Here is a 24,152-nt window from a genome sequence, read left to right as displayed (position 1 = left end):
TCTTGCAGAGCCTCTTTCGTGCGGGAGACTGAACTGGTCATCCGGCTGGAGTATCGCCATGCAACCTCTTTCACTCACTCTCAAGGGCTTTCGTGGCATTCGCGATGGCCTGGGACGCGATGTCCTGAAACTCGATTTCGAACGACTGGCCGATGGCGCCGAACTGGTCGCCATCGCTGGCGCCAACGGGCGCGGCAAGACCACCGTGATGGACAACATGCACCCGTACCTGACGATGCCATCGCGTGCTGCGATGGCCGGTCCGGGCGGTTTCTCCTACTACGACCATGTTTGCCTGCCAGAGAACGAGAAAGATCTGATCTGGGCCCACGAGGGCCGTAGCTATCGCTCGCAGGTCGTGATCCGCGTGAACGGCAGGCGCAAGACCGAAGCCTTTCTGCTCATGCTTGCCGACGATGGCGCATGGAAGCCCGTGGTGCTGGACGACGGCACCGTGTCAGACGGCAAGGTGGACACCTATACCCGTTGCGTCGAAGCACTCTGCGGCAGTGCCGACACCTTTTTCACGTCGGTGTTCTCGGCGCAGGGCAAGCGGCAGTTGAGCGCCTACCGCAATGCCGAGATCAAGACGTTGCTGGCTGACTTGCTGGGACAGGAAGAAATCCGGGCGCTGGGCCAGCAGGCGGGCGAGACGGCGCGCCTGCTCAAGGCCGGCCTGGCGGCCATCCGGCAGGAACAGGCTGGACTGGATGCGGAAGCGCAGCGTATCGAGGGTGAACGGCGCCGGCTCGACGGCGCCCAGGCCCGCGTCGCGCAGCGCCTTGCGGGTCGCCAAGCGACCCAGGCAGCGCAGGAGTCGGTCCGAACCCGGCACGCGCAATTGATGGCGGAGCGCGAGCAGTCGCGCGGGGTGGAAGCGCGCCGGGAGCAACTTCAGGGCGAATGCCACGCCGTGATCCAGGCCGGAACGCAGGCCATCGACGCCTTGAAGGCCCAGGACCAGGGCGAGTCGCAGCGGCTGGAACGGCTGACGCAACGCATCGCCCAGCGCGTCACCCAGGAGCGCAACCGCGGGCAGGGTTTGCAGAACCAGCGCCGGGAATGCCTCACGGTGCTGGCTGGTGCCCAGGCCGTGCAGCGTGCTGAGCTCCATCTGCCCTTGGCCGAGCGGGTCTTGTCGCTGCGCTCGGCACAGATCGGATCTTGGCGCCAACAAGTCCAACGTCTGACGCAGTGCCAAGCCTCGGAGCGGATGGTCCAGCAGAAACTCTCCGGGGTCGAGCGCGAGGCCGGCCAGGCGGCGCTCAAGGCCGAGGAATTGGCGCGACGCTTCGGCCTGACCGGGGAGGTGCCGTGTGCCGGCACTGATCTGCAGGGGCAATGCCAACTCCTGGGCGACGCGCGGGACGCCAAGGCCCTGATTCCCAGCGCGCAGGGGACGATCCAGCGGCTGGGGCGCGAGAAGGCGGCGGCACAGCAGGAACTGGACGCTTTGCGCGGCCGGCAGGCGGAACTCGCGGGTGCGCCGCAGGCCTTGGCCTGGGCCGAGCATCGGGCCGAGTTTGCCCGGGAACGGGCGTCGCGGTTTGCGCGGCTAGCGGCCCAGGCCGGTGAAATGGCGCGGGCGCGGACCACACTGGCCGGGATCGAGCAGGAATTGACGGAACTGCAGGCCGCGCTGGGACCAGACGCCGTTGCCGGTCAGCCGCCGGTGGAGACGCCCGAGGAGGCGGCCGAGCGTCAACAGATCAATGTGGCACGGCAGGCCATCGGCGCCCAGCACGGCCAGCAGGCCAAGCACTACCGAGCCACCCTGGATCGGCTCAATCAGGCGCTGGCGGCCTTGCCGGAACCTTGCGACGAGCAGCGCCTGATCGATGCTCAGACCGCGATGGAACAGGCGGCGCAGTCGGTCGCTGCCGCCGAGCAGGCCCACCTGGCTGCGGTGCGGGACGCCGAAACCCTGGGGGCCGTGGTGCAGCAGGCAACGGCCCTGGCCGGTCGTCAAGCGCAGGTGGCCAACCGCATCGCCAAGGTCGAAACCGAGTTGGGCAACTGGAATCTGTTCGCCAAGTGCATGGGCAACGACGGCCTGATCGCGCTGACCATCGATGACGCGGGTCCGACCTTATCGGGACTGGCCAACGACCTCTTGCTGGCCTGCTACGGTCCGCGCTTTACGGTATCCATCCAAACCCTGGTGGAGACCGGCAAGGGCGAGCAGAAGGAAGGCTTCGACATCCTGGTGCACGATGGCGAGTCGGGCGAGAGCAAGAGTGTCGGTCTGATGAGCGGCGGCGAACGGGTGTGGATCAACGAGTGCCTGATCCGGGCGGTTGCGCTGTACCTCGCCCAGCACACGGGGCGACGCTACGGTGCACTGTTCTCGGACGAGGCCGATGGACCGTTGGACCCCGAGCGCAAGCGCATGTTCATGGCGATGAAGCGCGAGGTGCTGCGGCTGGGGGGGTATCAGCGGGAGTTCTTCGTGTCCCAGACGCCGGAACTGACCGCCATGGCGGATGCGGTGATTGATATGGATCTTCAGGGCCGCTTGTAGGATTGCCATGGCTTCTCTGGCGCCCCGCCGCTAAAATGTCTGCATGTCGAAAATCCCCGAATCCACGCCTGCGTTGAACAGGCTGCGTGCGGCGGCCGGCTTAATCCCTCTTATTGAGGATGGCCTCCGCCACTCGAAAATCACCGCCGAGAAGGCTTCTTTAATGTCGGAGTTTTGCAGCTGGGCGGCCCAGCAAGGAACCGAAGGCGGCCCGGAGGCCTTACGCCTTGGCGATGACATCAAAGCGGGCTTGGAACGGCTTAAAACGCTACTGGCATAGCGGTGGCCGGGCATGTCCGGCCACCGTCACTATCGTTTGGCCCCGTTGTGAGAGCTGGATTGCCGACTCACGGCTCGGGCGTTGACGGAATTTGTTTCATTGTCCTATCATGTACTCACGGTTCAAGCCGAATCGTGGGCAAGTTGGCGCCCGTCAGTGCACGCACCGGAGTCTTTCCGGCACGGCAAAGCCAGTTGAATACCCGCAAGTAACCTCCCGGCTAGGTGAACTCCTGGAAAGCCGGACAACGCGTGCCGTCCTGAAGTGCTTTCCGATATGGAGCTCATCAATGACAGCGACCGTTGTGGCATCTGTGGATGCCAATCCCCCCTCTGAACAGTTTCAGGCCGTCTCACTCTGGACTTTCGTCCACCTGAAAACACCTCGCTTTACTTCGGAAGCAGCACTCGATGTGGTTCGGCACCTGATGCCAACCGCTGACGAGGATCCCAAGCATCTCGCGAAACGCCTGCGTAAATCCCTGCTAGAGCACGGCATCGCCCTCAAGCACGTCAATTCGCTCGATGCGGCGGCGCGCCTGCTTGGGCACGCCGATTGGCACGCGGCAAATCGCGCGCAGCCGAAGACGACCCTCAAGCTGACGCCGATGGCCGATGCCGCGGAAGAGTTGTTCGAAGACTGGCGCCAACTTGCACCACGTCTGTGTGCATGGTGCGATGCATGGCTTCGGGGAAAAGGTGGCAAGGTCTTTGAGGTGCGTTTCGGCCCCGGCTATGTCATGGTCAGCATTCCTACACCCAAGGAGGGTGGGCCGGCAGGAAGCATGGACGAGCTGCCGCTGCTTATGGTCAATCCCGTCGGGGATGCCGAACATTGGTTGCAGGAAGCCCCAGCGGCATTCGAAACTCTGCGCCGTCACTTGGAAGAGTCCGGACAGGCAGTTCTGGACGGTGTTGCCGTGCTGCAGTTATGCAATCGCAACAGTCGGGAAGCATTGGACCGTTTGCCGTCGATACCGCAGCCGGTGCGACCAACGGATGCCGGCAATTCGGAATTGGTCTTGCTGCGCGAGGACGATGAGCTCATGCCGGGGTCGGGCTACGAGATTGCCCGTGGCGACGAGCTGACATGCTGGGCACAGCTCCATCTGGCGATGAAGGACCACAAGTCCGAGGGAATTACTTTGGATGACGGGGCCTGGCGGATCGGTGGGGGCCGCTATGTATGGCAGTTATCGACAATCCATCCCAAGGACTTTGTCCCCGGGCTGGTGATCACGATGCTGAGCGAGACCGATTCGGAGAAGCTGCTGCGTCGCTACAAGCTTGTACAGCGGGTACTTTCGCAAAACTTCAAGCATCATGAGGTGACCAAGCGCTTACAGTACTTGAGTGGCCCGTCGGATATCTACCGTGTTGATTTGCACAAACTGCTATTGGCATTGAACGACGCGGGTCTGACCTGGGAGGGCTTTTGCCAGGAGGTCGAGGTGCAGCAGGCAATGGTCCCCGAGCTGCCCGTTGGTTTCGCGATGACCATCATCGAACGGCTCAAGCCGAAGGACCCGAATCTCTTCTTCGCACTGCCGAGCCGTGCAGAGCTGGCCCGAGCCGATGACGATTCCCTGCTGCGGACCTTGTTGCCCCGCATTGACATCGTGCGGTACCGGATCGTGCGTGGCGTGTCCGATGAAGTTAAGCAGACCGTCCGCGACGCGATTGACGAGTTCGGTACGTCGATCCGTATGCAGGCGCTGACGGCTGCAGGGCAGCTGACCGATCCGAACGATCCGCTGCCGTATCTGGTCTATGCCGGCGATGGCGAAGAACTCCGACTAAAGCTCGAATCTGAAGGGCTCGTAATGTACGCGGGAGTCATGCCGCATTTGTTTCCAACCGAAGGCGTGGTCGAGAAACTGCCCAACATGTGGTCTTACGCCTTCGGACATAGCCTGTTTCTGGATGTCGACTTCGCGGAAGGTGGTGCGCAATGAATGGCACCATCGAGAACCTGCGGATATTCCTGGAAGAGCGCGACATCGGCGGCTTCCTCGCTGCCTACGAAACGATGGTGCCGGGTGCCGACGTCCTTAGCAGCCAGCTGACCAAGATTACGCAGCAGATCTTTCCGACGGTGCTCCACGAGAAACTCACAAGGGGGGCTTTGGTTGCAGGCGACACGGTCCGCCTTTGGCGTCTTGTTCGTTGCGGTAGGCTGCTGGTAGTCGACAACGACCTGCTTGAAGGCATCAATGCACTGCTTGATGCCGCATGGCGCGAGGTCGAGGGACCGGATGCCCCGCTCCCCACGAAGTTGTTGACCTATCGCGAGGCGCCGGAGGGATCAGTACAGGGCCGACGTTCTGCAAGGCCAGCAGCAGCTGCCGCGACCAGCCAGGGTGATGTGGTGCCCATGCGCCGCATCGTGATGGCCAGCGCATTTACTCTCGGGCCAGTGCATTTGAGCGATCTTATGACCTTCCGTAAGAGCGTTTGCGCCAGCTCCCAGGAACGCGAATTTTTACAGGCGGTGCGGCAATTCTTCCCCAGCCTGCGCGCCTACCCCAACGTGCCGCTACGTAATTTCATGGATGTCGATGGCTTCGTCCTTCGTCTTTCAGATCGACACCGGCGCTATTCGTGGGCGGCACAAGTCGATGTTCTGTTATGCACCGAGGACGAAGATCCCGTGGCTTGTTTCGAGCTGGACTCAGCTCTGCATGATGACGATGATGTCCGCGAACGCGACCAATTGAAGGACGAATTGTTCGCATTGGCTGCGATTCCGTTGCTCCGCGTTCGGGCTGACGATACGGCGAACGTGCGCGCTGAGGACTTCTACGACCTGCTGGTTGCCGATAGCGAGACCCTGGACAGGTTGCGTCCCCGTCGCCTGCGACCGCGAAGAAACCATGACATGCTGGTTCCTGCCGAGGTACAGGTGCGCCGATCTGCAGCCAAGGCCTATTGTTGAGAGGGCTAGTCGTGGGACCTACCGTACTGGACGAACGTGGTGCTTTTGCTGTCGAGAATCCCGAGGTTGCCGAGGTAATGGAGATCGCCTCGGGGGATCATCTCGATCATGGCGAAGTCATCGGCACCGATTACGAAAAGGCGATCCAATTGCGGATGGCGCTCCGCACCGACATCAAGCGAGGCACGCCCCACTATGCCTGCTCATTGTGTGGGGTGCCTGTCTACCTAGTGTCGCGCGCCGAAGAGCGGCGTTTCTTCTTCCGGCATACGCTGGAAGATGGGCGTTGCTTGGCGCGCACGCGGGGTGAGCTATCGCAGGAGGAGATTGATGCAAGGCGTTACAACGGCGTCAAGGAAAGCGCCCGGCACCTGCAGATGAAAGAGTGGGTCGCACAGTGTTTGGCGGCTGACCCCCGGTTCACGGACGTGGCCACCGAAAAACGATGGTCTGGCACACTGACGGCAGAGTGGCGAAAGCCTGATGTGCGTGCAATCTATCGGGGCATTCCAGTGGTTTTCGAGATTCAGTTGTCCACCACGTATGTGAATGTGATTGCCGAGCGCCGCGAGTTCTACTTGCAGGAAGGTGGTTTGTTGATCTGGATCTTTGCCCACTTCGACGGCGGGGCGCGGCGGTTGACTCAGGACGACGTGTTTTTTAATAACAACCGTAATGCCTTTGTAGTGACGCAGGCAACTCGCGATGCTTCCGTGCAGCAGGGACGGTTCATGCTGGATTGCATCTGGGCCGAGCCGACATTGATGGGAAATGCAGACCTGCAACGCCGGGTGGTTGGGTTTGACGACTTGACCTTGGAGCGGGAGAGCCAGCGTGCCTACTACTTCGATTTCGACGGAGCACGGGACGCTCTGCAAGAGCAGGTCCGTGAACGAGAACGACAACGTCTTGCCGAGGTACGGGAGAAGTTCGAGACTTGGTGGCTCGACTACGAAACGAGCGACACGCCGGACTATCGTGGCTGGGCTGAGCTACGGCGGGCATTGGCGGCTGAAAGGGTTGAACTTCCTCAATACCCCAACCATGTACCCCGCACATTGTTGAATGCGCTGTACTCCGCAAAACATGGGCGCGTGATCGGTTGGCGCTTCAAGACCTTTATCGAGGTCGCACACCGTGTCGAACCGGCGCACAGGCGCTACCTGCATTATTTCCGCCGGGCACTGGCTGCCTACGACCGCGCCGACCAGTTGCGAGCCGAGGATAAATCGGGGAAGTGGGCGCTCAAGGTGAAGCATTACAAGGCGCAGATGCAGATCAACGATCCTGCCTACACGCCGGATACCTCAGATATGAAACTGGTTGTTCTTTTATTCCCAGAGATCTTTGTATAGCGCTGATACCTCCGGAAGCCCCAGAGAAAGGGCAAGGAGCGTTGGCCGCGTGGCGCAACGCCCTGCCGTAGATAAGTTATGCTCGGTTGGTGGGCAGTACTTCAAGTGCTTGGTCGGCATGGTGCCAAACCACGACGTTGCCTGTAGTGAAGCGCTGGTCCAGATACACCGCCTCGATCAACTTCTCGGGCACGCAGATGCCGAGCGCAGTGAGTTTATCGGTCAGCGTACCAATGACGGTCCAGTCCAGGGCCGGTTCATGAAGGCTGTCGTAGACGATGTCATCATCGCCGGCCGGCCCGCTCTCCTGGCAGAGAAACACCTGCAGGAAAAGTTCGCGCAGGGGCCGGTCGTAGCCGGCCACTACCAAGACCGGCTGGCCTTGGTGCATGAGCCGGATGTGGTGCCGGCTCATGATGCGGGGTCCGGCATCTCGAAGATCGGCAGGCCGTCGATCACGGCTGCCTCGCTGTCGAAGTTCAGCCAGACGACGCCGGCTAACTGAGCGACCTCGAAAATCGCGGCCAGGTCGGCTTCGGTCGGGATCCGGTGGCACGGCATGCCGACGTAGAGGATGCCGCCGCAGTCGGTCGGATAGGCATTAACCGACAACTCGTCATCGGCCAGTTTCAGGCGGGTGCTTGGACTCAGATGCGAGATCGACAGCGCGGCCAGGGGTTCGGCATGCGCTTGCAAGCTTGCCACAGCGGGTGTTTCCATGCGGTTCTCCTTCATCTTGATGAAACGTCGACTTGGTCTTGGGGCGCGTGCCAGTCTGACGACTGAAGTTCATGCCGCAGTCGCGACAACGGAACCAGCGCAGGCGGCCCAGCGTACCCAACGGCACGCCGTCGCCTGCGCAAACAGGACAATGAGGCGGGACTATCGTCGACATGATGATCTCCTCATGCGACAGAAAAGGCAGCCCGACCCGATGAGGTGGGCATGCTTTTGAGCATCGGACGCGATGCGATTGGCCGGCGGCGCATGGCGTCACACCAGCCCGCGTTCAGCAAACGACACCACCGTGTCGCCGGCGACGACGAAATGGTCGATCACCCGCACATCCACCAGGCTCAGCGCCTGCTTCAGGCTCTGTGTCAGCAGCTCATCGGCCCGCGAGGGCTCGGCTTCCCCCGAGGGATGGTTGTGCGCAACGGCCAGCGCGGCGGCGTTACGGGCGAGCGCCCCCTTGACCAGTTCCCGAGGATAGACGGAGGTCTGGGTCAATGTCCCCCGGAACAACTCCTCGACTTCGATCAGGCGATGCTGGGCGTCCAGGTAGAGCGCCAGGAACACCTCATGCTCGAGCCCAGCGCAATACAGCCGCAGCCAATCGCGCAGAACTTGCGGCGAAATCATCAGCGGGCTGCTGCGCATCTGCGCACGCAGGTCGCGTAGCAGCAGTTCGCGGGCAATGCCCAGGCGATGGGCGAGAACGGTATCGGTGGTGCCGAGCATGCCCATTTGCGCCACGGCATCGCTGACGTGCAAAGGGTTGATACTCGACGCGCAAACCAGGGGCGAGAGTAATTCGCGGACCAGATCGGCGCGGGACAAGGCAGATAGATTCATGGCGTTCTCCTCTAGAAAACCAGAAAAGCGGAAACGCCGATCCCCAAGGGGACGAGGTCCCCGCTTGGGATGAATGTGCGGACCTGGGTCGGCACGATGAGTGAGGCAGGTATCGACTGCGACGCCGGCTCGGGGCCGGACTACATTCCACGATGGAATGCAGGTATGCCCAGTCAGTTTCCGGCATCAGTAGGGTGGATTCAAGGGGATGCAGAGGACGCAACGTTCAAGCGGCCGGAATCCGACGGGCTTGCGAATGGCGTTGGTGATGAGGGCGTGCCGATCGGTTCCTGCGGCGCAAAGGTGCCGCCAGCTTGGTCCAAAGGGCCTACTTGCACTCCAGTGTGACCGGGATGTCAGCCTATTGGCACTGCATAAATTTTTTGCGGGACCGCCGTAAAACCCGCGACAAGCCTGAAAAATTTGATCAAGATGAAGGCTCAACCCTTCACGTAGAACGACGATGATCCGCCTCGGCTCGCAAATTCGACTCACTCGCCGGGAGGTCGAGCGCTTTCGGAAGATCACCGACATCGAGCCGGTGGACATCCGCACGCTCGACGACCTGGACGCCTACATCGCCCGATGCAAGGCGCACTACTGGGGCGTCTCCAAGGACACCCAGTTCCTGCACTGGCTCATCGACCGCGAATACGCCCAGTGCCGCCTGGCGGCGTAGCGCTGTTGGTTTTCTGCGGGCGACCGCCTCCCCAGCGTTTCTGCCGGGGAGGCGTTGCTCCATCGGGTACTGCCCTCGAAGTCACCGGAAGACACGCGGCTCGATCGTCGCGCCGCGCATGAAGGCGAGGTAGGCGCCGGCCTTGCCGATGTCCCGGAAACTGGCGACGACTTCTTCGCGCCGCAGAACATTCCAGGACCGGTCTGCGTCGCCCGAAGGTTTGATGCTCAAGTCGGCTTCGCGGTAGGCGGCATGGCGATACAGGAAGTCGCCGGATTCCCAATCCACGATGGCAAGGAGGCAAGCGCACAGGATGGCGCAGCCGCCATGCTCGCCGGGCTCGATCAGCAAGGGGACCTTCAAACTCCCCGTCGAGCGGCCGATCCGGCCGATGACATCGTGTTCCTCCAGCCAGGGTTCCCCGGTGCTGGTATCACCGAGGATCAGGCGGACCTTCCGTTCGTGCGTGCGGCAGGATTCCAGGACTCTGGCGGCCTTGGCATCCGTGCCGGGATCGAAGTAGGTCGTGCGCGTCAGGGGCGACTGGCTCCAGGCCTGGATGGCTTTCAGGTACTTATCGTAGCCGGCGAGGGTCGCGTAGTCCTCGTCCGTGAATGCCAGGTTGGCACGGCTCAGCTTGCTGGCGATCTGGTTGGCGTGGTCCCGGGCATTGGCGAAGCCGAGGCAGGTATAGCCCTCGCCGCATTCGATCACGTAGCGCTGTTGCGCCGCATTGATACTCACCTTGTTCATATCGGGTTCCTCTCGAAATATCGTGGAACCCCACCCCGTCGGGCTGAGCCCCACGGGGTTGTTGGATGTCTGGCGAGCCGGCGGGCGAATCGCCGGTGGTGTCGCCGCGATTCAGGCTGCCTGCGCCACTGCCGGAAATCCTTGCGCCAAGACGCCGGCTTCGGTGGCGACGACGACCTGGTCGGACAGCAGGCGGTCCAGCTTCAGCAGCAGGGCGTCGGCGTGCTCCTGGTCATCCGGGTAGAGGGACGGGCGCAGTTTCTCAACCTCCTTCTTGATGAGGCGAAGCTCTGGGACGATGGCGCGCTCAGCGTGCGCTTCGATGGCGTTCAGGATGGCGGTGATGGTGATCATCGATGGATTCCTTTCATTGCTGAAAAAAATGGGCCGGCATGCCACGGGCAGAACGGCGGGCGGGGTTTGGCCCGACGCGCGCAGATGGCGAGGCGGGCAGGTGTGGGTGCCCCGTGAAGTCGCCTTGCCGGCGTTCACGGGCACTCGATGGGTTGTGCGGGGATCGGTGCGAGCACCGCACGCGCCGCTGGGTGAGCAGCGGGTGGGCGTTCGGCGAACCGGATGCGACGGCCGGTGCCGCCGCATCACGGGCCGGGCCGGTGATGGCCCGGCGCTTCTCGGGTCAGGCGGCCGAGCGCGTTGTTTTTGCGCTGGGCGAGGCCTGGGCTTCAGTGGATGCTGGTAACGGCTCGCCCGTAGGCTGGGCCGCCTGTTGCTCGAAGGCCGTGTGTGCCGTATTGAACTCGGTTTCCCGAGACAGGCGGCGCACCTGGGCCACGGCCGGTTCCTTGACTACTTCGGGCAAGCATTCGACGGCGATGTCGCTGCCGTGACGCAGCCCCTTCTGCAAACTGTGCAGCGGCCTGACGAACAGGCCGTGGCAGAGCCAGCGGACGAACTGACCGATCCGCTTGTTGCGTGTCTGGCGGGCCTTGTGCTGACGCAGCGATTCCTTGCAGCACAGGTACAGCGCCAGATGGGTACGCTTCATTTCGGGATCGGACTCGAGCTGGGCCATGACTTCCGTTGCGATGGCCGGATCACGGCCGACGCGCCGATAGAAGCCGACCCAGGCACGCTCTTCCTCGGACTCGATACCGGAGCGCCGGGGGCGAGGGCGGGGTTTCTCAAGGGACATGATGTTTTCTCCAAAGACAGATAGAGGGAACACCTGTCCCTGGTCGGGGATGCGGTGGACTCCCCGGGGTTGCACGGATCTGCGGCGCTGCTAAGCTGAACGCTCACAGGTCAAGAGGTGTCCACACCATGCTGCGTGCAGGCAATGCACTACGGTTCACGCCCGACGAAATCGAGGACTTCCGAAAACTCGGTCTCGACTTCGACGGGGCGCGAACACAGGACGACATCGACCAGGCATTGGCCCGATGGGCCGATACGCTGAACGATGAACGTCCCGATCTGCTGGAAAAGATCGCTGCGGCAATGGCGAAGGCCAGGGGCATCCCGCTACCCGCGCGCTTGACGCGGATACGTTGATGCGGCGTGCCTGCCGTTGTCCTCGGCAATCTTCATCCAGCGGTCGGCGATCCGGTCCAGGTAGACCAGATCGTCGGCTTCGATCTCGCCCGACTCTCGCAAGCGGGCGATCACCTCCTTGACCAGGGACGGATCGTCCTTGGCCAGTTGGATCACAGTGGCGGCAATGCGCCGGCGGTAGAGGCTGATCGGCATGATCAGGCTCCTGCGGCACGGTACTCGGAAGCGCAGCCAGACCGTCCGGGGACGGTAGGCCTCGGTTTCAACAACGCCGGCACAGTCGCCATGCGCAGGGACGGTCGGGCATACCCGGAACCACCCAGCAGCACTGCGACCGGGCGCGACTCTCTCGTTGCAGGAATTGCGAACATGGTGTTCTCCTTCAGGAATGAAAGGGAACACCCATCCCTGGCGGGGAACTTGGGGTTCCCCGTTCGGGATGCTCCGCCGTGGACGGCAGAGCGGCTCGGCGACGTGCCAGGCGACACGTGCAGGATGAAGGCCCACGGTTCTTGCGAACGGGGCCCTCGCTCGATGCCGATCGACCCGAAGGTCGCGCGGCAGGACACAGCGTTCAGCCAGGCGGCTGAACCGGACACTCGGCCAAAGGCATGGCCGGACCCGACCGAAGCCGGGGACCCAAAAGGCAGGTAACGACTGCGACGCCAGCAGGGCTGGACTTCAGGGCAACCGGGGTCGCCGATGAAGGCTGTGCAGACACGATGTCCACAGAAAGCGCTTGTAGTATCGCGCTGAGCTTATCCGGGGCTCAAGCGAGGGACCTGGATTGCCACCCGCAAGCGCCGGGAGTTCTGGGCGTTCTTCATCGGGATATGCTGGAAATGTCAGAGAGGGTTGGTATTCTCCGGCGCGGCATCGAACACATCAACGGGCGGTACGCGCGCCAACCTTGAAGCTTCGTCGGTTGATCCGTACAGCCAAGTGTCAACATCGGCCAGTTCGATCGGCATGACGCTACGCTTGTCCTGCTGATCTTGTGGCAGCTTCGGGTCCGGCTTGTGCATGCGCGACATCAGCGGGTGATGATCGGCGTTCACCGTGAACATCGTATAAGTCTCGAAGACTTCACCGGTACCCTTGTCGCCCCACGCGTTCCATAGGCCAGCCAATCCCCAAGGCACCCCGTCGGCTCGACTGAAACGCCACCAAACGTTGCGCCCGGTCTCCCAACAGGGCTCATCGAAGGACCAGGCTGGGATGATGCAGCGCTTGCCGTGCAGCCACGGGTGCTTGAAGGATGCTTTGCTTGCGATCTCCTCGAACCGGGCATTGTTGGTCGAATAACTCAGCTTCGCGGTCTTGGCGAACCATGGAATCAAACCCCATTGCCCGACGACGAGTTCACGTTCGTGTTCGGCAGATCCTGGGACGGCGCGAATGAATGGGCCGGACACGCGCGGGAAAATCTCTGTTTGCCCTCGCCATGGGTTGTTGTTCCGGCCAATGTGCCAATAACGCTCGATGGCCGCTTCGTCCGGAGAGACATACCGATTGCACATCACTGCTGTCCGGTTAAATGAAGGGTCGAAACCCTGAAGCCCAAGACTGATGCGGGTTTCCGAGCGATGAAGGGTGGTGTCGATTTGAACGGCGATTACCGATTCTGGCAATCTTCCGGGGTTTTGCCCGGAGGCCGCCATGAATATCGGCAAGACGCTGTTCGCACAACTCATGGACTTTCTGCCATGGACGACCTTCGCGCGGTACGTTGCGCGTTACGAAGGCGACAAGGGAGTTCGCACGCTGACGTGCGCGGAACAGTTCCGAATCATGGCCTTCGCGCAACTGACCTACCGCGAGAGCTTGCGCGACATCGAAGTCTGCCTGTCGGCGCAGGCTGGCAAGCTCTACCCCATGGGATTCCGGCAGGAGATCAAGCGATCTACGCTGGCCGATGCCAACGAGACACGGGATTGGCGTATCTACGCCGAGTTTGCCCAGCGCCTGATCGAGCAAGCGCGCAAGCTCTATGCGGGCGACAGCTTTGGCATCGAGTTGGAGAACACGACGTACGCGCTGGACTCGACGACCATCGATCTGTGCCTGTCGCTGTTTCCTTGGGCGTTGTTTCGCACCACCAAGTCGGCGGTGAAGATGCACACGCTGCTCGATCTTCGCGGCAACATTCCCAGCTTCATCCACATCTCCGACGGCAAGCTGGGCGATGTCAATGTGCTCGACATTCTGGTGCTGGAGGTTGGGGCAATCTACGTCATGGATCGGGGCTACTTGGACTTCGCCCGGCTTTATCTGATGCATCAGGCGCAAGCCTTCTTCGTTACCCGTACCAAGTCGAACACCCGATTGCGGCGAGTCCATTCGGCGGCGGTAGATCGCAGCACCGGCATCATCTGCGATCAGACCATTGCACTTACCGGCACGACCAGTCGCCAGGACTACCCAGAACATCTCCGGCGCATCCGATTCAAAGATCCCGAGACTGACAAGACGCTGGTGTTCCTCACCAACAACTTCACCATTCCAGCAGCCAACATCTGCGCGCTCTACAAGCGCCGCTGGCAAGTGGAACTGTTCTTCAAGTGGATCAAGCAGCATCTGCGGATCAAAAAGTTCTACGGCAATTCAGACAATGCCGTCAGGTCGCAAATCTGGATCGCCATTTCGGTCTATGTTCTCGTCGCCATCGTCAAAAAACGCCTCAAGCTCGACGCCTCGCTCTACACTTTGCTACAGATTTTGTCGCTCACCCTTTTCGAGAAAATGCCCTTGCAGCAAGCCTTTTCACCCAGCGAGTACATTCTTCCAGAGGGCGCGCACAACAACCAATTGAATCTATTCACGATTTAACCGGACAGCAGTGATTGCACATACCGTAAGTTTAGCTCTGCTATTCCCTGCTATATCGACGCCTAGTGCACCGTGCAACTGAGAGGTGGCCCATGCGCCCCGTGATTGGTCAAACTGGAAAATCGGCAGTGATTGCGTAGGCGTGTGATGGTTAATTTGCGCAAAGGCGCCACTCGATCTGAGACATCAACTTCAAGGAACGTTCGATCCCAGGTTAATGGAACTGTCGCAGGCTTATTGGTCATTGGCCTCAAGCCTGAAAATCAATCCGTCAATCAGCGTGGGAAGAACACCGCACAGGCCAACGCGCTCGGAGATTTCTGTGCGGTAGGCTGGGAGCTTCGCTTCATCAAAATTTCCTCCGATATAGATTGGGCCTGGCTCGCCCATGCTCATGCGCGACGCCATTCCCAACAGGCTGGGGTGGCTGAACAGATGATATTTGCGGCGGGCTGCTCGTAACCTATCGACGGCGGTTCGGCTCACGCCAAGTAGATCGCAATTGAGCGCAAGCTGGCAGATTGATTGGTGGGCATAGGCTATCGGGTCCTGGGCTTTCACCTTACGCCAATAGTCGACCTTCATAGTTGCTTTGCCTTTCCCTTTCCCCTTACTAACAAACACGGGTCGGCGGGACGAGCAAAGAATCGCGACTGCGATGCCCTCGATGGCTTGCCGCATCAAGTTGCCAGATGCGACCATCTTCCCGCTCACAAGGAGCTTAGACGACACGACAAGATCGTCGAAGACGCCGAAAATGAAGCCTGCGACGAACGCGGCCTGCTCATCGCCGTCGGCAGACATCTTGTCGAGCTTCGGGAAGCGTTTGAATGAGTCCGCCAGCGTCTCGCTGAATTTCAATAGTTCAGCAGACAAGTGCTTGGCGAATTCATCCTTAATCCACTTGTCGTCGTCAAAAATTTCGGCGATGACATGCGATGGGTTGGTGAGATCGATCATCGGCGGAGGCATATGACGTAGTATGCCATTGCCGTCGATCTTCCCGGGAGGATTCCCACGCAGATTGGAGCAATGGGACTGCATACAGTTTGAGTGGCGGCCTTGGCCGGAATATCCCATGAGCGTCAGCTCCGTCAAAGAAAACCCCCACAGCCTTTCGGCCATGGGGGTGAAATCAACTCAAGCGGCTTGCCGTGCCTCGTCGGCGTCGACCTTCGCGCTACCGGCTTCGTCCTTGTCCAGGTCGAGCTGCTTGAGCAACTCGCGTTGCCGGACCAGCAGGTTGGTCAGCCGGCCTTCGTGCTCGAATGAGCGGGCCAACTCCAGCCGGAGGTCTTCCAGCCGCTTGCGGCGAGTTTCCAACTGGATCCCGGCATCGGCGTGATGCTTGCCCACCGAATCCAGCGCTGCCAGCAAGGCGGCCACCAGGGCCGGACCCGTTTGATAGGGCTCGGCGTTGTACAGGCAATGTCCCGCCAGGTACAGGCTGGGGGTCTCGTCGCCGCGGGCCGCGAGGATACCGAGGTCGAAGCCGCCGAAGCGGCCGACGATCCGTTCGATCATCCGGCTGGCCGTGCGTACCTCTTCCTTGGCCGTCCTCACCAACCCGCGCAGAGCCTCGCCGACCCCATCGGGGCCGACGATCCGGCGCCCCGCCAGTTCCACGGCGATGCCCTGCATAGTCTGCGGCTCGATCCGGGCCGCGTCCTGTGCGTACAGCGCGACCTTCTTCTCCAGCGCCTCGATCATCATCGGCAGCCGGCCCACTTCGCTTTCGTTGGCATAGCGCTGGTTGCGCCACACCGAGAACAGCGTCGAGAGCTTGGCCACCTCCGCGTCCACGCCGGCCTTCTCGATCACCAGCGGATTGCCCGACGCCAAGGCTTTCACCTCGGCATAGGACAGCGCCGCCAATTCCACATCCTCCAGCGACCGGATGCCCTGGTCGCCCTTCATCACCTGGGCGATGAAGCGCGCCTTGGTCTCCAGCGTCTGCCACATGTAACTGTCAAAACTGCCTTCCGTGACATATCGGAAGATTTCCACTTCCTCGCACTCATTGCCCTGGCGCAGGATGCGCCCCTCGCGCTGCTCGACGTCGCAGGGACGCCAGGGCGCATCGAGGTGATGCAGGGCCGTGAGACGTGTCTGCACATTGGTGCCCACCCCCATCTTGGCGGTGGAGCCCAGCAGCACCCGGACCCGGCCCTCGCGCACCGCCTTGAACAGCGTCGCCTTCTGGACATCGGTCTCGGCAGCATGGACGAAGGCAATCTCCTTCTCGGGGATGCCCGCACCGATCAGCCGCTCCCGCAGATCGTCATAGACGCTGAAGCTCTTGCCGCCCTTGGGGGACGACAAGTCACAGAACACCAACTGGGCGCCGCGGAAGTCCGCCGTGCGTTGCCAGATGGTATGGACCTCCCGCACACAGGCGGCCACCTTGCCGTGCTCGTCGAAGCGCGCTAGCGGCGCCACCAGCCGGAAATCCAACGCGGCCTTGCGGCCGTCGGTGGTGATCGCCAGCATGTTGTCTTCGTTCGGCTTGACGTCGCCGTTGCGGACGGCTTCCGCCCGCTGGACCAGCGTCTGCACGAAGGCTTTCAGCGACGGACTGGCCGGGCAGGCGACGATGCGCGGCTTGCCGCCGCGCAGCTTCGGCACCGGCAGGTCCAGCATCTCCGCCGTGCGGATATCGGCTACTTCGCCGAACACCGCCATCAGCTCTGGCACGTTGATGAACCGCGCGAAGCGCGTGTGCATCCGATAGCCGCTGCCGTCCGGCGCGATCTCCAGCGCCGTGACGCTTTCGCCGAAGGTGGCGGCCCAGGCATCGAACTGCTGCAGCCCGAGCTCCGCCAGCCGGTTGGGCTGCAGGTAGCGCATCATGGTGTGGATCTCGGCCATGGTGTTGGCCACCGGCGTCGCCGTGGCGAATACCACCCCACGCTGCGCATGCCCGTGGAGCTGCATCGTGTAGCGCGTCTTCAGGAACAGATCGAAGGCGCGCTCCGAACTGGTCAGCGGCAGACCGGCCACCCGCGTCATCTTGGTGAACCGGTAGAGGTTCTTGTGCAGGTGGGCCTCGTCCACGAACAGGGCGTCGATACCCAGCAACTCCCAACTGAGCAGGTCGTCCTTCTTCTGGTCGGCCGATAGTTTTTCCAGCCGCACCGTCCAGTTCTTCTTCATCGCCTCGAGTTGCTTGACGATCCGGTTGGACCGGTCGTTGCTCTTCTCGGCGCGTACCGCCATCTCTATTTCATGGATGATCTCCTTGATGAATCGCTCGCTGAATCGCGGCGACATCCTGATGCGCTCGAAGCTCGAGTGCGTGATGACTACCGCGTCCCAATCGCCCGTGGCGATGCGCGACACCAGCTCGCGCCGGCGGTCGCCTGCCAGGTCCTCCTTGCCCGCCATCAGCACCGATGCGTTCGGATAGAGTCGGACGAATTCTGCCGTGTACTGGGCCAGCATGTGGTTGGGGACCACATGGCAGGGCTTATTGACGAAACCCAGCCGGCGCAACTCCATGCTGGCGATGACGCATACCGCCGTCTTGCCCGCGCCGACCACATGGAACAGCCCAGTGTTGCCGGACTGCACGATGCGCCACACCGAATCCAGCTGGTGCGGATGCAGCACGAAGCAGCGGGAGAATCCCGGCAGCTTCAGGTGCGAGCCATCGAAGCGCCTGGGCCTCGTGGCGTTGAACAGGTCGTTGTAGATCCTGCACAGCTTCTCGCGGCGTTCGGTATCTTCGAAGGCCCAGCCGGCGAACCGCTCCTTGATCAGGCCCAGCTTCTCCCGCGCCGCCAGCGTCTCGTCGGGATTGACGAAGTACTTGTCGGTCAGCGGATCGCGGTCGCGCACGGTCGGCACCTGCACATTGAGCGCGCACTGCACGAGTTCGATCGCGTTCATGCGCGAGGTGCCGAATTCCTGGGTCACCTTCACGTTCTGCCGCGCTTCCCACTCGCCGTACTTCACCGACCAGGCGCCGGCTTCGGCCGAGTAGCCCACCTGGCAGTCCTTGAGTTCCAGGACCTGCTGGATGAACGCCTCGACATCAAGGGCCGGAATCCACACCGCCCCCAGGCGCGGCTCGATGGCCGCCGGGGGCAGGTCTTCTGGTTGCACCTGTTCCAGCGCGTCGATGTTGCGCTGGTAGGTACTCCCGGACAGCACCGCCTGCTTGATCTTCGCTTTCACGTTGCCCGACAGGTAGTCGTCGGTGGTCTTCCATTCCCCGTCGGCCGGGTCGAGGAACACCTGCCCCGCTCCGGCCAAGGCCTCCAGCACCGCAGCTTCGGGTGCCCCAAGAATTTCGGCCATGTAAGCCGGATCGACCCGGCCACGCCATTGGATGGACGCAGCCAGGGCTTCGGCCGGCTCGGCCGCCGTGCTCGGTTCGACGACACGGATCAGCGTGCGCCGGGAGAACAGCGCAGCCTTGCGGGCCGTGTCGGCCTCTTCGTCGTAATGTTCCAGCGACAGCAACAGCGGATAGTCCGGGTCGCGCCGGAACGCCAGCGCATTGGCGCGCGTGGACAGGCAGCCATAGCGCGATACAAAGCGCTCGTAGGTCCCATTGAGCATGGCTCGCAGGTGACCCAGCCGACCGTCGCCCGCATCCGCCAACTGCGCATCGAGCAGGGCCCGGGCGTGGTCGCGGATGGCACACAGGCCGGTGACGCGGGCCCGCTGCGTGGCATTGAGCTGGTCATGGACGTCGACCATCTCGCTGCCCTCGACCCGATGCACCCGCCCCTGGTGGAGATGGTAGCTGCCAGGACGGGCACCGGCATCGGCCGGGACCACCACTCGCAGCGGGGCTGCCTTGTGCGCCACCGGCCGGTAAGCACCGGCAGGCAGCAAAGCGATGCGCTCGGCCAGGGCCGCCTCCAGGTCGCCCTCGAACACGGCGACCGGTACTTCCTCGTAGCCATTGCTCTCGCGGCGGATGCGGCCAATGCAGAACTGCGGGTGCTCGGCGTACCAGGCGTTGATCGGCAGGTAGCGCTCGTAGCACTGAGGGTGCCGGAGACTATCGGGCACCGTGCCCAGTTTCAACCATTTGGCCTCAACCGTCTCGGCCCGCTGCCGCTTGCGCAGAAACAGGATGTCGGTCTGCACTTCGGTCGAGGCGATGCCAGCGAAGGTGCCCTTGGGGAGCCGGATGGCACCCAGCAGGTGAGCCTGACTTGCGATGTACTCGCGCACCGCGTCGTATTGGCCATCCATCGTGTGGCTGCTGGTAATGAAGCACACCAGCCCACCGGGGCGCACCAGGTCGAGGGCGCGGCCGAAGAAGTAATTGTGGATGCTGAAGCGGGAATAGGCCCGGTTGCTCACGTCGGCGACCTTGTACTTGCCAAAGGGGACGTTGCCGATCACGAGGTCGAACCAGTGGTCGGGCAGCGGGGTTTTCTCGAACGGCGAAATCCGCACATCCACGCCGCCGGGCGCGTAGAGCGCGTTGAGGATGCGGCCGGAAACCCGGTCGATCTCGATGGCAGTGACGCTGCTGCGCTCGGCCAGATTCCGCGGCATGGCGCCGATGAAATGGCCGATGCCGGCGGCAGGTTCCAGGATGCGTCCGCCGGTGAAACCGAAGCGCTCCACCGCCTGCCATATCGCCTCGATCACGGGGACCTCGGTGTAGTGGCTGTTGTTGACGGAGGCGCGCGCCGATTCGAAGTCCTCGGCACTGAGCATCGCCTGCAAGCGACGGGCACGTTCGCCCCAGGCACTGTCGGTGGCTTCGAGATTGAAGCTGGCGGGCAGGCCGCCCCAGCCGGTGTAGCGCCGAAGAACCTGGCGATCATCCGTACTGGCCGGCCGGACTTCGGCTTCGATCTCCCGAAGGAGCGTGATCGCTGCCAAGTTGGCCTCGAACTTCGCGGTCGGGCCGGTCAGGTGCTCCTGGTCGGCGCGGGTCAGTTGCGGCCAGAGGATGCGCGGGGCGGCCTCGGGCGCGGTGGCCACCACCCGCCAGTTGGCGCGGACAGAGACTACAGACTGCTCTTGCTCGACGTCGCTGAGGTTCTCGACGTGGATGACTTCGACAGGCTCGCCGGGCCCGCAAGAAACGGAAAGGCAAACCTGCTCTGCAGGGCGGGGCAGGGTCGGGGCCGCCGGGTCGAAACCGGGCAGCCACAGGGAAGGCGCGGTAGGACGGGCCATCGGTGTGTTCTCCAAGGAAAACGGGGAACACAACGCCCCATCGGGGAGGCGGGCTCCCCGGGTGGGATGGGCAAGAAAACGGTCGTGGACGACCGGTTGGCAAAGGCCAGACGTACGCGACTGCGCCGGACTTCATGGCGAAGCCGGCATATCGGGTACGAGGCGGCGAGCGCCAAGGGCTTGGAAACCCGCCGACGAGCGTCGGCCGGCGCAGGGCTCAGTTCAGCGTGGTGCGCGGAACCAGGGGCAGCCATTGAAGGCTGCCACGACAAATATGCGGGTAACGACCGCAACGCCCGAGGCGACTCGGGAGCGCTCGAACGAGCGCGCGTTGGCCGAAGCCAGATGCCCTAACAGTGTGCCGTCCGGCGAACGGCCGCGCGCACCGGTCGGCCATTCGCCTGCGAAATCCCTGGTGGAGCAGGCGGGTTGCGGGTGGCAATGGGTTGAGCGGCCATGGGCCCACCAGCAGTGAGGGGTTTGATGCGCGTCCAATCGGGTGGTGTCCAACGATGCCGGCATCTGGTGTGAGACGCGGCCGAGGATCCGACTACCCGTCGCTTTCCCGTTCATCGATGGCGATGGGAACGGACGCTGAAGCAGTCTGACGGTCGCACGCAGTCGCCGTGGCCGCCTGCGCAGAGCGCGCCGGTGGAATGCTCAGGCGGACCATCGCCTTGCCCAGCTGCTTCGCATCGAGCAAGGCGGCATCGGCACGCTCCAACACCTGCCCCAGCGATTCAGCAGCATGAAGCTCGGCGACACCGGCAGAGAACCGCAGCGGCACGGCGCCACCCGGCACTGACAGGGGTGATCCGGCGAGTGCCTGCTGCAGGCGTTCCAGCAGCAGGCACGCATCGTCGCCGCTGCATTCCATGAGGATCAAGGCGAACTCGTCGCCACCCAGCCGCGCGATGGTGTCGGCGGGACGCAGATGCCGGCGCAGCGTCGTCGCGAAGTGAGCCAGCGCGGCGTCGCCGACTGGGTGGCCGTGGCGGTCGTTGATGGCCTTGAAGCCATCCAGGTCGATCATCGCGCAGCAGGCCGACATTGCCATCGGGCCGTTGCCGGCCCACCGGTCGCAGGCGCGCCGGAATCCGCGGCGGTTCAGGAGCGGAGTGAGATCGTCCTGGTGGAGGAGGTGCTGCGCCTGTTCCAGCGCCCGCTCCAGACCCGCGATGCGCTGCATGACGACCGAGCGCCGATGTCGCCGCTGGGAATTGGAATGCATGAAGGCCTGTGTGGGGAGAGGAAGAGGGCCCCAGCGTAGTGGTTGGCGACAGGGGCGCCCAGCAGCAACGGCCGGTTTGGCGGTACCGTTTCGAGATCAGGCGCGACACCGGCGAGCCGATGGATCGAGTCGAATGCCATTCGACTTGCATTGGCTCTGCCGTCAGTGTTCGCGCATCACTTCTGACAGCGACGCCCGGAGGCTTGAATGACGGGGTTGGGGTGAGATTCTGGACTCATGGACATGCCCCTCGGCATGCCTCCTTCAACCGTTCAGGAGCCCTCCGCATGAAATTCACCAAAGCCGAAATCGACGCCATCGTCGAAGCGTCGCCCCGTACCTTCGTCCCCTTCAACAAGCTGGTCCTCTCGCAGGACTATCAGGCGCGCGCCGGTGGCACTCCGAAGTTGAGCATCGCCGAACTCGCGGCCTCGATCAAGGAATGCGGCGTATTGCAGAACCTCATCGTCGTGCAGGGCGCACGTGGCCGCTACGAGGTCTGCGCGGGTGGTCGCCGGCTCGAAGCGCTGACCCTGCTGGTGGGCAAGGGCGACCTCGCCGACAACTACCCCGTGCCCGTGTTGGTCGTGCCGGCCGACCGGGCGCTGATCGCCAGCCTGTCGGAGAACTGCTTCCACATCCCCATGCATCCCGCCGACGAGTTCGCGGCCTTCGCCAAGCTGATCGGGCAAGGCAAGTCGGTCGAGGACGTGGCCGCTGCCTTCGGCATCACCCCGTTGGTGGTCAAGCGCCGCATGAAGCTCGCCACCGTCTCGCCCAAGCTGATGGCCCTTTTTCGCGAAGCCCAGATCGGGCTGGACTGCCTGATGGTGCTGGCCTCGGTGGACGATCACCAGAAGCAGGAGCAGACCTGGGCCGCGCTGCCGTCATGGAACCGCCGTTCTGACTACCTTCGCCAACTGCTGACCCAGGGCGAGATCGAGTCCGACCGCGATGCCGTCGCCAAGTATGTCACCCTCAAGGCCTATGAGAAGGCCGGCGGTGCGCTACGGCGCGACCTCTTCAGCGACGACGACAAGATGGCCTACCTGCTCGATGCGGCCCTCCTGGAAAAACTGGCGACCGACAAGCTGCAAAAGCGCGCCAAGCAGATCGCGGCCGAAGGCTGGAAATGGGTTGATGTCCGAGTCCGCTATGCCTTCGACGAGTACGTCAAGTACGGCGAACTGCGCAAGACGAAGCGCCAACCGGATGCCGAGGAAGCAGCCGCCCTGGAGGACCTGGATGGTCGCATCGCGGCGCTGCACGCGCAGATGGAAACGCTGGCCGACGAAGACGGCGACGAGGAGACCTTCTATCAGCTCGAAGGCGAAGCCGAAGGCCTGAAGGAACAACGCAAGGCGCTCGACGAGGCCCTCAGCGTGTGGCCGGCCGACCTGATTGCCCAGGCCGGCTGCGTCGTCCATGTCGGCAATAACGGCACCGCTGCGGTGAAGTATGGCCTGATCCGCCCCGAAGATCGCAATGACATGGTCCAGGCCGCCCGCCAAGCCGCCGAAAACGGCACCGACGAACCGCTGGTGTCGCTGCCGTCGCCCAAGACCCGCCCGGTGCATTCCGAGAAGCTGGTGCGTTGTCTCTCCGCCCACCGGGTCGCCGCCGTCCAGGCCGAATTGCTCGACCGCCCCGATGTGGCGCTGGCCGCGATCACCGCGCATCTGGCGCAAAAGATTTTCCGGGGGAACGATCTCTACTATTGCCGTTCGGAGAACGTCTTCGCCATCAGCGCGACCGACAGCCAAGCCGAACTGCGATCCGCCGCCGAGGACATGGTGGCCAGTGCCGCCTGGGCGAAGCTTCAGGCCGAGCGCACCGCCTGGGCCGAGCGGCTGCCGGAGAACCTGGAGGACATCTTCCCGTGGGTGCTCGCCCAGGAGCAGGCGACGGTGCTGCACCTGCTGACCTTCGTCGTTGCGGTCACCGTCACCGGTATCTATGGCACCGAACCCGAGCGGCAAAGCAACGAGGCGTTAGCCCGGGCCTTGGGGTTGGACATGAGCCAGTGGTGGACGGCCACGGGGGTTTCCTACTTCAACCACGTCTCCAAGGCACGTGTCCTCGAGGTCGTCACCGAGGCCGTTGATGCCAATGCCGCCAGCCCGCTGGCCGCGCTCAAAAAGGATGCCGTGGTGACGGGGGCGGAACAGACGGTGGCCGGCACGGGCTGGTTGCCATCCTGCCTGCGCATCAACACCGCCCAGACCAGGCAGACCGAAGCGGCAACGGACGACACGCGCAAGGTGCCCGCCGAGCCCGCCCTGACGGCGTGAGGAACGCCGCAAGGCGATGCCGGGCGGCGCAATCGTTCCCGC

The 24,152-nt window shown here is 62.9% G+C and carries 20 protein-coding genes; 9 read left to right on the top strand and 11 right to left on the bottom strand.

The features are described 5' to 3' along the window. Positions 1–58: 58 nt before the first annotated feature. The 5 genes from DARO_RS11530 (at position 59) to DARO_RS11505 (ending at position 7,090) form a co-directional block, all read left to right on the top strand. Positions 59–2,521: a DNA repair ATPase gene (locus tag DARO_RS11530; RefSeq protein WP_011287978.1), complete on the top strand. Its 2,463-nt coding sequence runs from the start codon at positions 59–61 to the stop codon at positions 2,519–2,521. A gap of 43 nt (positions 2,522–2,564) precedes the next feature. Then, entirely contained in the window at positions 2,565–2,801 is a 237-nt protein-coding gene (locus tag DARO_RS11525; protein WP_041224352.1) for a hypothetical protein, read from the top strand. Positions 2,802–3,090: 289 nt separating this feature from the next. Next, complete coding sequence (locus DARO_RS11520; RefSeq protein ID WP_011287977.1) at positions 3,091–4,755, top strand: glyoxalase superfamily protein; 1,665 nt, start codon at positions 3,091–3,093, stop codon at positions 4,753–4,755. Further along, positions 4,752–5,735, top strand: coding sequence for a DUF2726 domain-containing protein (locus DARO_RS21745; protein WP_011287976.1), 984 nt, complete (start codon positions 4,752–4,754; stop codon positions 5,733–5,735). Before DARO_RS11520 ends, DARO_RS21745 begins: the two co-directional genes overlap by 4 nt. Before the next feature lie 11 nt (positions 5,736–5,746). Next, a complete protein-coding gene (locus tag DARO_RS11505) occupies positions 5,747–7,090 on the top strand; it encodes a DUF6035 family protein (RefSeq protein ID WP_011287975.1) in 1,344 nt (447 codons plus the stop codon). Between the two features lie 76 nt (positions 7,091–7,166). Here the strand turns inward: DARO_RS11505 and DARO_RS11500 are convergent, their stop codons facing one another. The 3 genes from DARO_RS11500 to radC all read right to left on the bottom strand — a co-directional run bounded on the left by DARO_RS11500 (position 7,167) and on the right by radC (position 8,665). Next, positions 7,167–7,505: a hypothetical protein gene (locus DARO_RS11500; RefSeq protein ID WP_011287974.1), complete on the bottom strand. Its 339-nt coding sequence runs from the start codon at positions 7,503–7,505 to the stop codon at positions 7,167–7,169. After that, the gene (locus DARO_RS11495) at positions 7,502–7,810 is read right to left on the bottom strand and encodes a DUF5983 family protein (RefSeq protein ID WP_011287973.1); all 309 of its coding nucleotides are present in this window, start codon (positions 7,808–7,810) and stop codon (positions 7,502–7,504) included. The genes DARO_RS11500 and DARO_RS11495 overlap by 4 nt, the downstream gene beginning before the upstream one ends. Positions 7,811–8,083: 273 nt before the next feature. Continuing rightward, positions 8,084–8,665 carry a RadC family protein gene (radC, locus tag DARO_RS11490; protein WP_011287972.1) on the bottom strand — a complete coding sequence of 194 codons (582 nt, stop codon included), beginning with the start codon at positions 8,663–8,665 and terminating at the stop codon, positions 8,084–8,086. A gap of 463 nt (positions 8,666–9,128) precedes the next feature. On the opposite strand from radC, the gene DARO_RS11485 reads away from it, so the two are divergent. Next, positions 9,129–9,344 (top strand): hypothetical protein, encoded by a 216-nt coding sequence (locus DARO_RS11485; protein ID WP_011287971.1) that lies wholly within the window; start codon positions 9,129–9,131, stop codon positions 9,342–9,344. A gap of 81 nt (positions 9,345–9,425) precedes the next feature. On the opposite strand, the gene DARO_RS11480 is transcribed toward DARO_RS11485, so the two are convergent. The 3 genes from DARO_RS11480 to DARO_RS11470 all read right to left on the bottom strand — a co-directional run bounded on the left by DARO_RS11480 (position 9,426) and on the right by DARO_RS11470 (position 11,250). Continuing rightward, positions 9,426–10,097: a hypothetical protein gene (locus DARO_RS11480; protein WP_011287970.1), complete on the bottom strand. Its 672-nt coding sequence runs from the start codon at positions 10,095–10,097 to the stop codon at positions 9,426–9,428. A 111-nt stretch (positions 10,098–10,208) separates the two neighbouring features. Next, the gene (locus DARO_RS11475) at positions 10,209–10,451 is read right to left on the bottom strand and encodes a hypothetical protein (protein WP_011287969.1); all 243 of its coding nucleotides are present in this window, start codon (positions 10,449–10,451) and stop codon (positions 10,209–10,211) included. Positions 10,452–10,734: 283 nt separating this feature from the next. After that, complete coding sequence (locus DARO_RS11470; protein ID WP_011287968.1) at positions 10,735–11,250, bottom strand: hypothetical protein; 516 nt, start codon at positions 11,248–11,250, stop codon at positions 10,735–10,737. Between the two features lie 128 nt (positions 11,251–11,378). Between DARO_RS11470 and DARO_RS11465 the strand changes: the two genes are divergently transcribed. Further along, the gene (locus DARO_RS11465) at positions 11,379–11,609 is read left to right on the top strand and encodes a hypothetical protein (RefSeq protein ID WP_011287967.1); all 231 of its coding nucleotides are present in this window, start codon (positions 11,379–11,381) and stop codon (positions 11,607–11,609) included. On the opposite strand, the gene DARO_RS23345 is transcribed toward DARO_RS11465, so the two are convergent. Together DARO_RS23345 and DARO_RS11450 are read right to left on the bottom strand one after the other, a co-directional pair. Next, on the bottom strand, positions 11,580–11,804 hold the full coding sequence (locus DARO_RS23345; protein ID WP_041224349.1) for a hypothetical protein: 225 nt from the start codon (positions 11,802–11,804) through the stop codon (positions 11,580–11,582). The two genes, DARO_RS11465 and DARO_RS23345, sit on opposite strands and share 30 nt — an antisense overlap. A 650-nt stretch (positions 11,805–12,454) precedes the next feature. Continuing rightward, positions 12,455–13,270: an SOS response-associated peptidase gene (locus DARO_RS11450; RefSeq protein WP_497462967.1), complete on the bottom strand. Its 816-nt coding sequence runs from the start codon at positions 13,268–13,270 to the stop codon at positions 12,455–12,457. On the opposite strand from DARO_RS11450, the gene DARO_RS11445 reads away from it, so the two are divergent. Further along, positions 13,269–14,438, top strand: a complete 1,170-nt coding sequence (locus DARO_RS11445; protein ID WP_011287964.1) for an IS4-like element ISDar2 family transposase — start codon at positions 13,269–13,271, stop codon at positions 14,436–14,438. The two genes, DARO_RS11450 and DARO_RS11445, sit on opposite strands and share 2 nt — an antisense overlap. Positions 14,439–14,672: 234 nt before the next feature. Here the strand turns inward: DARO_RS11445 and DARO_RS22290 are convergent, their stop codons facing one another. From DARO_RS22290 to DARO_RS11430, 3 genes are all read right to left on the bottom strand, one after another. After that, positions 14,673–15,563 (bottom strand): hypothetical protein, encoded by an 891-nt coding sequence (locus DARO_RS22290; RefSeq protein ID WP_083761524.1) that lies wholly within the window; start codon positions 15,561–15,563, stop codon positions 14,673–14,675. Positions 15,564–15,578: 15 nt separating this feature from the next. Further along, positions 15,579–20,588 carry a helicase-like domain-containing protein gene (locus DARO_RS11435; RefSeq protein ID WP_011287962.1) on the bottom strand — a complete coding sequence of 1,670 codons (5,010 nt, stop codon included), beginning with the start codon at positions 20,586–20,588 and terminating at the stop codon, positions 15,579–15,581. Positions 20,589–21,138: 550 nt separating this feature from the next. Further along, on the bottom strand, positions 21,139–21,777 hold the full coding sequence (locus tag DARO_RS11430; protein ID WP_049758645.1) for a GGDEF domain-containing protein: 639 nt from the start codon (positions 21,775–21,777) through the stop codon (positions 21,139–21,141). Between the two features lie 329 nt (positions 21,778–22,106). Here DARO_RS11430 and DARO_RS11425 point away from each other — a divergent pair, with 329 nt between their 5' ends. Next, positions 22,107–24,110, top strand: a complete 2,004-nt coding sequence (locus DARO_RS11425; RefSeq protein WP_011287960.1) for a ParB/RepB/Spo0J family partition protein — start codon at positions 22,107–22,109, stop codon at positions 24,108–24,110. Positions 24,111–24,152: the final 42 nt, after the last annotated feature.

The sequence above is a fragment of the Dechloromonas aromatica RCB genome (assembly GCF_000012425.1).
The sequence above is the reverse complement of the archived record's forward strand: the minus strand, read 5'-3'. Positions and strand labels throughout refer to the sequence as shown.